The organism is Rhodococcus sp. KRD197, from assembly GCF_017168235.1.
Lineage (GTDB): Bacteria > Actinomycetota > Actinomycetes > Mycobacteriales > Mycobacteriaceae > Rhodococcoides.
In genome coordinates, this window is the sequence record NZ_JABFAO010000009.1 from 202,182 (window position 1) to 214,236 (window position 12,055).

At 63.5% G+C, this 12,055-nt stretch carries 12 protein-coding genes; 3 read left to right on the forward strand and 9 right to left on the reverse strand.

The window, feature by feature from the left end; all coding sequences use genetic code 11:
- Positions 1 to 776: 776 nt before the first annotated feature.
- Both J1M86_RS14545 and J1M86_RS14550 read left to right on the forward strand, forming a co-directional pair.
- A complete protein-coding gene (locus J1M86_RS14545) occupies positions 777 to 1,298 on the forward strand; it encodes a DUF3558 family protein (RefSeq protein ID WP_307786642.1) in 522 nt (173 codons plus the stop codon).
- A 9-nt stretch (positions 1,299 to 1,307) separates the two neighbouring features.
- Positions 1,308 to 1,688, forward strand: coding sequence for a hypothetical protein (locus J1M86_RS14550; protein WP_206510417.1), 381 nt, complete (start codon positions 1,308 to 1,310; stop codon positions 1,686 to 1,688).
- Between the two features lie 23 nt (positions 1,689 to 1,711).
- On the opposite strand, the gene J1M86_RS14555 is transcribed toward J1M86_RS14550, so the two are convergent.
- From J1M86_RS14555 to J1M86_RS14595, 9 genes are read right to left on the reverse strand one after another with little or no spacing between them, the layout of a single operon-like run.
- Positions 1,712 to 3,046, reverse strand: a complete 1,335-nt coding sequence (locus J1M86_RS14555) for an aminotransferase class III-fold pyridoxal phosphate-dependent enzyme (RefSeq protein ID WP_307786643.1) — start codon at positions 3,044 to 3,046, stop codon at positions 1,712 to 1,714.
- 1 nt (position 3,047) lies between these two features.
- Entirely contained in the window at positions 3,048 to 3,992 is a 945-nt protein-coding gene (locus J1M86_RS14560) for a choline/ethanolamine kinase family protein (RefSeq protein WP_206510418.1), read from the reverse strand.
- A gap of 7 nt (positions 3,993 to 3,999) precedes the next feature.
- Entirely contained in the window at positions 4,000 to 4,935 is a 936-nt protein-coding gene (locus J1M86_RS14565; protein ID WP_206510419.1) for a phosphotransferase family protein, read from the reverse strand.
- Entirely contained in the window at positions 4,932 to 6,341 is a 1,410-nt protein-coding gene (locus J1M86_RS14570) for an amidase (protein WP_206510420.1), read from the reverse strand. Before J1M86_RS14570 ends, J1M86_RS14565 begins: the two co-directional genes overlap by 4 nt.
- A 10-nt stretch (positions 6,342 to 6,351) precedes the next feature.
- Positions 6,352 to 7,149, reverse strand: coding sequence for an SDR family NAD(P)-dependent oxidoreductase (locus J1M86_RS14575; protein WP_075839874.1), 798 nt, complete (start codon positions 7,147 to 7,149; stop codon positions 6,352 to 6,354).
- Positions 7,146 to 8,396 carry a M20 family metallo-hydrolase gene (locus tag J1M86_RS14580; RefSeq protein ID WP_307786644.1) on the reverse strand — a complete coding sequence of 417 codons (1,251 nt, stop codon included), beginning with the start codon at positions 8,394 to 8,396 and terminating at the stop codon, positions 7,146 to 7,148. The genes J1M86_RS14575 and J1M86_RS14580 overlap by 4 nt, the downstream gene beginning before the upstream one ends.
- An 8-nt stretch (positions 8,397 to 8,404) precedes the next feature.
- Positions 8,405 to 9,967, reverse strand: a complete 1,563-nt coding sequence (locus J1M86_RS14585; protein WP_206510421.1) for a sodium:solute symporter — start codon at positions 9,965 to 9,967, stop codon at positions 8,405 to 8,407.
- Between the two features lies 1 nt (position 9,968).
- Entirely contained in the window at positions 9,969 to 10,247 is a 279-nt protein-coding gene (locus J1M86_RS14590; RefSeq protein ID WP_075839917.1) for a hypothetical protein, read from the reverse strand.
- Positions 10,248 to 10,252: 5 nt separating this feature from the next.
- Positions 10,253 to 11,017, reverse strand: a complete 765-nt coding sequence (locus J1M86_RS14595) for an inositol monophosphatase family protein (RefSeq protein WP_206510422.1) — start codon at positions 11,015 to 11,017, stop codon at positions 10,253 to 10,255.
- Between the two features lie 232 nt (positions 11,018 to 11,249).
- Between J1M86_RS14595 and J1M86_RS14600 the strand changes: the two genes are divergently transcribed.
- The gene (locus J1M86_RS14600; protein WP_139318198.1) at positions 11,250 to 12,020 is read left to right on the forward strand and encodes a GntR family transcriptional regulator; all 771 of its coding nucleotides are present in this window, start codon (positions 11,250 to 11,252) and stop codon (positions 12,018 to 12,020) included.
- Positions 12,021 to 12,055: the final 35 nt, after the last annotated feature.

A 12,055-nucleotide genomic window follows, 5' to 3' on the forward strand; every position in this document is an offset into this window, starting at 1 on the left:
GAGCAATCCACTTGATGTCGTTTGTATCTGTGACCACCAGCCTGCCGCGTGTATAGCAATACTGTTCAACAGGTTTCGGCGGTTCATAGCGCGTGCTTTCAGGAGTCAGTACCGCATCGAGCACGAATGTGAACTCGCCGGGTGTCTCCGATATGGATAGAACGTAGCTGTCCTGCAGGTAGACGCCCGCCAGCCGCGCAGCTGCGAGTAGTTTGTTCAATGCAATTCCCATTCGATCGGTGTGGCTTTCAGGGCTGCGGCGAGCTACTTCGTTGCCGAGGGGGCCATCTGCTAACCATCGGTGTTGCGAATTTCGATATGCGGTCCTCTCTTTCCGATGCGTTGTCTGCGCCGATCTTGACTATCAACCGTGTCATCTCATTCTCGTCGATGCACTTCGGCGGCCTGTACCTTAGTCCGACCTGCGGAGTGCGCGTAGACTTTGAGTTTCGAGTCAATTGGATTGCTCTCGTTCGAACTCAATCGGCTCCCTGGTCCCAGGAATGGCCGCCGGCACGGACAGCATCTGCGAAATGGTGATCCCGCGACACGGCGCGACGAAGACCCTTTTCGACTGCTCTATACACCCTCTCCCCTCGAATTGTCTCTCAGGGCATTCCAGTTCGACCCCACACCCGCCAACTCGATTCCGTCGACTCCGGGTTCGTCCGTGCGGCGGTGGCCTTCGAGGCGAAGTTTGCTTCCAAGAAGTCCAACGGAACCATCGGCCGTCTATCTGCGTCTAACCTATTGATCGACGTGATCGAGGGGGTTTGGTGCGTAGACGGGTGGCGACGCTGGTCGCTGTGGCAGCTCTGCTCGCCGGGTGCGGCGACGGGGTCGAGGGGAGTCCGGTCGCGGCTGAGCGGTGGGATCCGTGCAGCATCACGCCGGATGCCATCGCGGCGACGGGACTTGACCCGTCCTACCGGATGGAAGGATGGGGCGAGGGAATAGCGGTCCCGGAGTGGGCAAGCTGTGTGTTTCACGCGCCAGGTGGGGTCGATTACTCCTATGGTTTGAGCGTGATGTCGTCCATTGATCACACCATCGCCGAAGCTCGCGCGAACTCGTCCAACCGTGATGGCCGTGACCTGGAGGTGGGCGGGCGTGATGGTTACATGTATAAGACCGAGTTCGGTGCCGCTATCAGGGACTGCCAGATTGCTCTCGACGTACCGCCAGGTGTCGTGGTATTCGCCGCCCTCTACAACACGGCTGATGGGGTAGACGCCTGCGAAGTCGTATTGAAACACGTCAACGATCTGGAACGCGCGGTTCCTGGCGCACCCAAGTAGGAGGTATCAATGGGAAACCCAGGTCCACCAACGACGTATTGGCAGGCGCTCGCTGTGGCTGCCGATCAAGGACAGTTGTACCTCAATGACCAGGCCGCGCAGGCGTGCTATTCGGCCTGCGACGGATATATTCTCAAGTTGAAGGAGCACCAAGAAACCGCGAGGCGCCTGGTCAACACCAGCGGATGGGGAGACTTCGATTCAGGCAAGGAACTCGCGAGAATCTTCTCGGAAAAAGCAGCGGGCGGCGAGGACAACATGGTCGACGTCCTCCAGAGCCACATCGACGTCGTCGAGGAGATGAAGGTCGTCTTCGGCAAATTCTTCGCTGCAACCGAGGCGGCTGACGCCGCCAACGCCACCGACCTCCAGGCCCAAGGGCCGAAGTAGGGCGCACCGACAACGCGCCAGCGCTACCCGATCCCCAACACCCCCGCCAACTCCTCGACGAACCGGTCGACATCGCCCCCACCGATGACCAACGGCGGACGAATCTTGAGCGTGTTTCCGAAGCACCCGGTCGCCGAGATCAACACCCCACGCTCCCGCATCGCGTTGACCACCCGCAGCGCCTCGGACGGATTCGGTTCCCCACCAGGCCCGACGAACTCGACGCCCACGAACAAACCCGCACCCCGGACGTCACCGATCGACCCGACCTCCGAAGCGACCTCCCGCAACCCCGCGAGCAACCGAGCGCCCATGGCCGAGGAATTAGGCACCAACTCCTCGTCGCGGATCACGTCGAGCACCGCCTGCGCCGCCGCGATCGTCACCGGATTACCACCGAAGGTGTTGAAATAGCGCAAGTCCCGACCGAACTGCTCGGCCAGCGAACCCTGCATCACCAATCCTGCAATCGGCATCCCGTTGCCCATCGGCTTGCCCATCGTCACGATATCCGGCAACAACCCGTGCCGTTCGAAGCCCCACATCGAGGAACCCAGCCGGCCGAACCCGGGCTGCACCTCATCAGCGATCAACAGCCCGCCCGCAGCGTGGACAGCATCGACAGCCGGCTTCAAGAACGGCGTCGGCTCCGGCAAGACGCCGTCGGAGGCGAAGATCGAATCGATCAATAGTGCTGCGAAGCCGATTCCCGACGCCTGAAGGTCGTCGATCTGCACCTGCACATGCTCGGCGAACCACGTCCCCAAGTCCCCGCCCACGCGATACGCATCCGGAGCCGGGACCGTCCGCACCCAGGGTGCATCGCGCACCGACGCCGGACCCATCGACGGTGAACACGCCGCCACATCCACAGTGCCACCGTGATACGCGCTTTCGGTGACGATGACACCCTGCCGTCCGGTGGCATGCCGTGCGATACGAAGAGCCAGATCGTTCGCCTCCGACCCCGTGCACGTGAACATGGCCGTAGTCAGCTCGTCGGGGAACGTTGCGACCAGGTCCTCCGCATATCCGATCACCGCATCATGCAGATACCGCGTATGCGTGTTGATCAGCGACATTTGCCGACTCACCGCCTCCACCACCCGCGGATGGCAATGCCCGACGCTCGCGACGTTGTTGTACATGTCGAGGTAGCGGGTGCCGTCGGCGTCGTAGACGTACACGCCTTCACCGCGCACCAGCTCGAGCGGCTTCTCGTACATCAGGTGGTATGCGGGCCCGAGGACTCGGCGACGACGATCTATCAGCTGACGAGTGCGGGGATCCAGGGCATCAATGGAGGATGCATCGAATCCGTTGACGTTCAACGCTCCGACGCGATCGAGGATAGCCACCTCACAACCCCTGCAGCCAGAACGCCCACCGCGGATCGGCCATCTTCAGCCGCGCCCGCGCCAGCTTCCATGCACCGTACTTGTGGTAGTCGAAATCCCATGCGTTGCTGAGCTTGTGGTTCATGCAGCCCCACAGACCCCACTTGACGTCGGCGAGCGCGCTACACACCTGCACTCGGGAGATCATCGACCACTCGGCCTTGCCGTAGAATTCCTCGATCAGCTCCATGATTTGCTGCTCGCCGTAGAACATCTCGGTGACCATCACCGCAAGCTCGTACGCCCGATCGTTGTTCGACGCGAACTCGTAGTCCACCAACTTCATCGGCTTTCCCGGTGCAACGAGGATGTTGCCGGGCATCGGATCGTTATGGCAGGCAACCAGATCCAAGCCGGAGGCGAGCATCGCCTGCTTCGCCTGGCCGTATTCGCCGAGGATCACATCGGCATCGCGGGGGAGCCGCACACCGAGCTCGTTGACCTGGTCGAGATGCTCGTCGATCATGTCGAAGATCGTCTTGGTGACACTGAGCTTGTCCCCGGAATGCAGCACCCGATACAGGTCGATGATGCCCAACGGCACTTCCGGTCGCTTGAGATCGCCGTTGGTGCACGCCCGATACTCCTCGAGAAACTCGATGACCTCCACACCGGTCACGGGGTCGAAGAGGACCACCTCGGGGCCGATGTCGAGTGCACCCGCCCGCCGCGCTGCCTCGTTGGCCAGCGAACGGTCGATGAACGATTCCGACCCTGCACCAGGCAGCTTCATGAAGTAGCGCTTCGGCTTCCCGTCGACGGTGATACGCCAGTTGCTGTTCATCAACCCGCCGGGCACCGGGGTGTAGGTAATGTTCCGGCCCTCCCACTCCGCGATGGCAGCGAGTGCCTTCTCTACTTGCCGTTCGGGTTCGGTGCGGGCAGATCCCAGTGCGATCTCGTTCATGGTCACCTCAGATGTTCCGTACTCGGTCGTCGAAATGCGGGTCGCGCAGTCCAGCGCGTGCCCGCAGGAACTGCCAGTCGGAGAACTTCGAATACTCGTGCGTGCCGGGCCTCATCGCGTCTGCGTACGAACCGATCAGCGCCCACCGCAGCGAGTCCGCGATGCCGTAGATCCGTGCGCGGTCGAACAGTGCACTGTCGAACGATCCCCACGCCATCTCGAACACCTCACGCGCATCGGAATCGAACGGACGAATCTCCGCGAGCAACGCCCCGATGTCCTGCAGCGGGTCCATCATGGCCGCGACATCCCAGTCGACGAGCCGCATGCTGCCGTCGTCGAGCACCAGGACATTGGAGACGTTCCCATCCCCATGGCAGGGGACGGCGTCGTAGCCGGCCGCCTCGATCCGGGCCTGCGCAGGGGCAAGAGTCCGCAGCATCCAGTCGAAGTCCGCGGGCAACGCGCCGCCGACTTTCTCGACCAGATTCCGAGCATGCGTGAGGTCGTCGAACACCGAAGCCCGACGCTTGACCCCGTCCAAACCGTGCACCGATTTGCGCAACGCGACCAGCTTCTCGACGTTCGCATCCTCGTCGAACAGATCCAATGTCGCGGTATGGCACATGCCGGTGAAGTCCTCCATGACCAGCACACCGGAGTCGGCGTCGGAGATGAAGATCTTTGGTCCGATGCCGGCGTCACCGGCTGCCGTGGCGGCGGCGAAGGTTGCGGGCAAGTCGACGTAGTCACGGGCATGCGGTTCCATGACCTTGACGAACGCAGCCGACCCGGCACTGTTGTCGGCCACAGAAGACCGGGCCGAATAGCGCTCGGAGTCGGCACCCCACCAGCTCGGGCTTGCCATCGTCGTCCCGGGGTCCAGCGTCAGTTCGGCGGAAGCCCACACGCCCAACTCGCTCAATGTCTGTCGAACTGTCATCCGAGTGCTCCGATCTTGTCCGCGGCCACAGCTGTCGGCCAGTTCATCTCGATCTCGCGTGTACCCTCGAGCCACTTCGTCAGCCGCAGCACCGTTTGATCTGCGAACCGCGGCCCGGCCACCTGAATCCCGACGGGCATGTGCTCGCTGAACCCGAAGCACAGCGCCGAGGCCGGTTGCGCAGTCTGGTTGAACCACGCCGTGAAACCGCAGTGACCGAGCGGCTGCACCGGATCGAGCCCGACCTCGTCGGCCGCGAACCCGACAGTGGGAATGACCGGACTGATCACGAAATCGAACTCGCTCGTCCTCGCCCGCACAATCTCCTGCGACCGCATCACCGCCTCGTTATCCCGCGAGAACTGAGCCGCAGAATAATTCGCCGCCTCCGAAGCCCAGTCCGCCACCGCAGGTAGAACCTGGGACCGGCGATCCTCGGGAATGGCCTCCCACTCGGTCCGCGCACGCACCTGGAACAGCCGGTCGAGAGCCGGGTACGGATCCTCGCCGAAGATCGGCGGCATTTCGGTGACCAGGGCACCCGCTGCAGACAGTTGCGCTGCTGCAGAACGGACCACGCGCAGTACTTCGTCGGAAATGGTGGTGCCGTAGCCCATGTCGAGCATGACGCCGATGCGAAGCCCGGCAGGGGTCAGAGTCGCGTGAATGCCGGCGGTGTCCTCGGGCGGCAGGCTCCAGGTGTCCCGCGGATCGGGCCGGCTGATGACGCGGTAGAGGTCGATCAGATCGTCGACGCTGCGTGCCATCGGACCGGCCGAGCGCATTGTCGAGGGCGCAGTGTGCGGGATGCGTCCCTGCGTCGGCTTGAGCGCAACGAGCCCGCAGTGCCCGGCCGGCAACCGCACCGAGCCGGCGATATCGGAACCGACAGAACCGAAACCGATGCCCGACGCCAGAGACGCTCCCGCGCCCGCGCTCGAGCCGCCGGTATTGCGGGAGAGGTCCCAGGGATTACGGGTGATTCCGTACAGGGAGCTGACGCCGGCGGCCATCATCCCCATGTCGGGCATCGTGGTCTTGCCGAGAATGACGGCGCCCGCTTCCTTCAACCGCGCCGCCGGGGGAGCGTCGACGGTGGACATCGGCAGATTCGCATTCGCCGCGACACCGTGCCGCCATGGCATCCCGACCGCATGCACGCTGTCCTTGATGGTCACCGGAATGCCGTCGAGGTCGCCGAGGGCACGCCCGGATTGCAGGCGTTCTGTCGCGGCCTGAGCTGTTGCTCGTGCGCCCGATTCATCCACGTACGCAATCGCATTGATCACCGGATCGGTTATTGCGAGGTGTTCGAGGGTCGCGTCCAGCAGTTCCACGGGAGTGGTCTCGCCGGTGCGGAAAGCCTGACGGATCTCCGCTGTGGACGAGGTGAGAAGGGGATTCATCGCGCGCCTTTCATGCCGATACCGCTGCTGACACCGATAGTGGGACAACGGGTGTGCCGACGAGCCAGCCGCCGTCCACGGCCACCATCTCGCCGCAGATGTGATCGGAGAGTGCGGAGGACAGGAACAGCACGGTGTCGGCGATGTGCTGCGGATCGGCCCACTTGCCGTTGGGTGTCTGCGCTTCCAACGCGCCCCGGATGGACGCGTCGTAGATCGCTGTCATATCGGTTTCGACGAAGCCCGGCGCGACACCGTTGACGTTGATGCCCAGGGGTGCGTAGTCGATGCCGACCTGGCGGGTGAAGTTGACCATCGCGCCCTTCGCTGCGCAGTAGCCCGCGAATCCTGGGTTGGCGCGCAGCCCGCTGATCGACGCGACGTTGACCACCTTGCCGCCCTTGCCGGCCTCGACCATGTGCCTGATCGCCGCCCGAGTGCAGAAGAAGGTGCCGTCGACGTTGACCGCGAACATCGACCGCCAGGCCTCGTCGGTGGTCTCGAGCACCGTCCCTGCGCTGAGTACTCCGGCGTTGTTGACGAGAATGTCGATGCCGAACCGGGTTGCAATATCACCGAACACGGCGTCGACCTGCTGGGAATCGGAAATGTCCAGCAGGACGGACTCGGCGGTGCCGCCGGCTGTGGTGATGATATCCGATGTCGAGTTGCCGTCGGTGCGGAGCGCGTCGCTGCGGTCGGCGATCACCACCCGCGCCCCGGCCGCAGCCAGCGTGGTGGAAACCGCCCGTCCGATCCCGCGGGAGCCGCCCGTGACCACTGCGGTCTTGCCCGACAAGTCGATCATGTCTGCCTACTTCCTACGCTCGTCAGTTCTGTAGCTTTTACGTCGCCGATGTCGCCTCGGACCATGCGCGCGACGGTCTCGGTGAGCATCCTCACGCCGTCGAGCAGGTCGTTTTCGCGGGTCAGTTCTTTCTCGCTGTGCGAGATGCCGTCGACGCTGGGGACGAACAGCATGACCGTCGGGACGATGTCTTTCAGGTTCACCGAGTCGTGGCCGGCCATGGTGAGCATCCGGCGATACGACAGGCCCAGATCCTTCGCAGCCTCCTCGGCGAGTTCGACGCCCTCGCTCTGGTAACTGGTGGACGGGCGCAGCGCGGAGGTGTCGATGCTGATGTGCACCTCGGTTTCCTGAGCGATGGCCGCGAGCAGCATGTTGTGGGCCTGCTCGAGCACGTCGGGATCCGACGATCTGACGTCGATGGCCATGGTGACCTTCGACGGTACGACGATGGGGGAGTTGGGTTCGACGTCGAACTGCCCGACCGACGCCAACAGCAGACCGTCGGGGAACTGCGTGGTGAGTTCCCGGGCGGCGAGGACGATCTTGCTGGCGCCGACCAACGCATCGTGACGCAGTGCCATATGCGTGGCACCGGTATGCGATTGCTCGCCGTGCACGGTGATCGAGTACTTGCGCGCCGCCCAGTTGGCCGACACGATCCCGATGGTCGCGCCTTCGGTTTCGAGGATCGGGCCCTGCTCGATGTGGATCTCGGCGTAGGAGACGGCCTCGGGCGCGGTACCGTCGCCGTGGAAACCGATATCGGACAGGGCGTCTCGGACGCTGATGCCGGCGCGGTCGGTGGCCATCAGGATGTCCTCGGCGTCGAACTTGCCGATGAAGACCCCGCTTCCCATCAGGCTGGGTGAGAAGCGGGAGCCCTCCTCGTTGAACCAGTTGACCACCGCGAGGTTGAACTGCGGAGTCACAGAGCCTCGTTCGACGTGTTCCTTGATGTGATGTGCGGCGTGGGCTGCGGCGAGGACACCGTAGGCGCCGTCGTACTTTCCGGCCGTCGGCTGGCTGTCGAGATGCGAGCCGACGAGCACATACGGTGCGCCGGGCACGAACTCCACCGTGCCGAACATGTTGCCGACCGAGTCGACAACGGTGGTGAGGCCGTGCCGGTCGAACCAGTCGGCGAGGAACCGCCTGGTTCGACCGTCGTCCGCAGTCGCTGCCTCCCGGTGCACGCCGCCATTGGCGGTGGCACCGATCGAGGACAGCGCGTCGAAATCGGACATGAAGTGCATCAGATTTTCTCCGGAGCGGGGTTGGTGGCGAGTTCCTCGATCTGGTCCTCGAAGGACAGGTCGACGGGGGCGGTGCGGGTGGGGCGCTTGCCGACTTCGAACATCGCGTCGACGCGTGCCTTCTCCTCGTCCGTGGTGCCGGTGGCCTTGGAGACGATGAGGAAGACCGCCAGATTGACGGCCATGCCGACGACGCCGCCGGTGAGGCTGCCGAGCCCGGCGATGTCGTCCGGGTAGATCGCAGTGAGGACCAACGCGGTGGTGAAGCCGGAGAGCATGCCGGCGATCGCGCCCTTGCCGTTGCCGCCGCGCCAGAACACGCCGAGGAACAGTGGGATGGCGAGCTGCACGACGCCCTGATACGAGATCTGCGCGAGGAGTTGCAGACGCGTCATGTTGAACGTGGCGTAGGCGACGATCGCCGCGGCCGCCATGAACGCGAGCATGCTGCCCTTGGCTACCTTGGTGAGCTGGCTGTCGGTGAGCCTACGCTTGTTGGAGTTCACGAGATCGTTGGCGATCTGCAGGCCACAGACCTGGACGCTGCCGTCGATGTGACCCATGGATGCGGCGAACACCATGGTGGCGCCGAGTCCGAGCAGCCACGTTCCGCCGTAGCTCTCCATGATGGTGAACCAGCCGGTCTGCGGTGATTCGGCGACGGCCGGCATGACCGTGCTCGCGATGCCGACGAGCATGAGCAGGGAGTAGAAGACACCGGAGATGAGGACGGTGCGGATGGTGCCCGCCTTCACCGCACGCACGCTCGACGCGGTGTAGATGCGTTGGAAACTCGTCGGCCAGCACAGTGATCCGACGACACCGGTGAAGATGAGGGCGAAGAGGTAGAACGGGCCGTAGGAGTCGCCGTCGCCGGGGACGCGGAGGTATTCGTCGGCGACGTCTCCGAGGGTGGCGAAGCTGATCGGGCCGCCGGCGATACCGGAGAGCAGGATCAGGCACAGCGCGGCGGAGAAGACATAGGCGACGATGCCCTGGAACATGTCGGTCATGATGAGGCCGCGCATGCCCATCTTGACGGTCCAGTACTGGCGGATGACGATGACGGCCAAGCCGACGAACAGGCAGGTGGTGACGGACCATGCTCCGGCGCTGGCGATCTGGAAGACTTCACCGAGTGCCTGCATGCCGAGCACGACCCACGGGAAGAGCGAGACGATGCCGATGACGCTGGCGATGATCTTGGTGCCGCGGGAGTTGAAGCGCAGGCCCAGAAGATCGGGTTGTGAGCGGAGGTTGTATTTCGCGCCCCACCGCCAGGCGCGGGTGGCCATGAAGTACATCATCGCGACGCCGAGGCTCGAGTACGCCAGACCGTAGAGGCCGAACACGCCTGCGCCGCTGGCGAGTCCGAAGAAGGCGATGAACACCGCTCCGGGCCACCACGAGTTGACGTAGCTCATCGCGACGTACCAGGGGCCGTAGCTGCGGCCGCCGACGGAGTACTCGTCGAAGGTGGGGGAGGTCTTCTGTTGGGTGGTGTAGAGGATGAAGATGACGATGGCGTAGAAGACGCCGAGCATTCCCAGCATGATCAACATGTCATTCTCCAGTGAGGGGGTGGGTTTCGGGCAGGAGGTCTTCGTCGAGTTCGCCGCGGATGTCCTCGACGATGTAGAGGCCCCACAGGGTGAATCCGAGGACGAGGCCGTTGATCAGCCAGTACATGATGGCAAACGGAACGCCGAGGATCTCGTAGCGAATTCCGCTGCCCCACATGTAGAGCGGCGGGAACAGGGCGAAGAGCAGCGCCACTGCGTAGGTGCCGCCGAAGAAGGTCATGATGCTCTGCCGGCTCAGGCCGCGAATGTACTCTTTCATGTGCGTCATCCTTGGTTGACTATTTTGAGAACCGAGTCGTGAACTGCGCCGTTGGACGCAATTCCGTTGCCGCAATCGAAATCTCGCGCACCGTCGAGCGAGGTGAACGTGCCGCCGGCCTCCTCGATGATGACCGGCATGGGAGCGAGGTCGTATGTCTGCGTGGTGTAGTCGACGATCGCCTCGGCTTGGCCGCACGCGACCATCATGTAGCCGTAGGCGTCGCCCCAGGTTCGTAGTACTGCGCCTGCGGCGTGCAGGTCGACGATGACATCGGGGTGCCAGTCCTCGAGCCACGTCGCCATGACATAGGCGCCGTCGAGTTCTGTGCGGTCCGAGACGTGCACCCGAGTCCCGTTCTTCCAGCAGCCCTTGCCGCGCTCGGCGTGCATGAGGATGTCGGCGTTGGGGATGTTGATGACCCCGAAGACGATCTCTTCCTCTTCCTGTAGCGCGATCAGGTTGGCGTACAGCGGAACTCCGTGTACGAAGGACTTCGTCCCGTCGATGGGGTCGACGATCCAGCGGTACTGGGATGTGCCGATGGTCTCCTCGAACTCCTCGCCGAGGAAGCTGTCGGTGGGGAAGTGCTGTGCGACGGCATCTCTGATGTGTTGCTCGATCTCGCGATCGGCCTGCGTAACAGGGGAACCGTCCTGTTTTGCCTCGACGGTGAGGGCTGAGGTGTCGAACCAGCGGCGGGCGATTTCTCCCGCCGAGCGGGCGAGCGTCACGCCGAGGGCGGCGCGAGCCGACCGGGAATCGTCCACAGTGGTGCACCCTTCGGTAGGAGTTTTCTCTGACGTGGAGAACGATGCTCGTAGACCATTTCTGGTTTTGCTCGTCGTGTGTGAACTGCGTGTAACGCATTTCGGGGGTCGAATGACATAGGACACCAGCGGTGTTAATCGTGCGTAAAACTGCAGGTAGATGAACGTTGAATCGGTTCTGTGGGGGCTAGGTTTGTCCTAACTTGCTATCGGAGGTGAACCGTTGCTGATCATGGAACACACCCATGCCGCCCTGCTTCGGTTGGTGGCCGAGCTCGAGCAGCGCTCGGTGCCCCGTCTGCCGCCCGAGCGTGAGTTGGCGGAGCGGCTGGGGACCTCGCGTACCACCGTCCGCAAAGCCATGGACCTGCTCGAACGCGACGGGGTGATCCGTCGCATGAAGGGCCGCGCCGGCGGTGCATACCTGACCTCGGTGGTGCCAGGATCACCCTCGCCGGAGAGCGCGCTGTCGGTGTGTCAGAGTCGACGGTTGCTGCGCAGCCTCAACACGGTCAAGGGCGTGCCGCAGATGTTGCACGAGCAGGGCTTTCGTGACGGAACGAAGGTGATTTCAGCGCGGATGGCGTCGCCCTCGGCCGATGCGGCCCGGGTGCTGGGCGAGGAACCGGCAGTGTCGTTGCTGCGCTTGCGGTTTGCCGACGGCGACACCCTCTCGCTCGAGCAGATGTATCTCAGCGGCAGCATCTGTGGGCGGGTGCTCGAGACGCCGCTGAACTCGGTCTACGAGACGCTGCGAAACAAGCTCGGGATTTCGGTCTGCATGGCGGATGAGTCGATCGAACTGGCCACGCTGTCTGCTCCCGCTGGGGCGCTGCTCGGACAACCCGAGGGCACAGCGGTGCTCAAGCTCGAGCGCATCGGCTACGACCAGCAGGCAAGGCCGGTCGAATACTCCGTGGATCTCTTCCGCGCCGACCGAACCCGGTTGAATGTGCGGACCAGCTCGTTGGTGAGTGCGTCGGTAGGCGCTTCGCGCATGTGAGTGGAAATACATAGTGGGACACGTATTTTCACTCA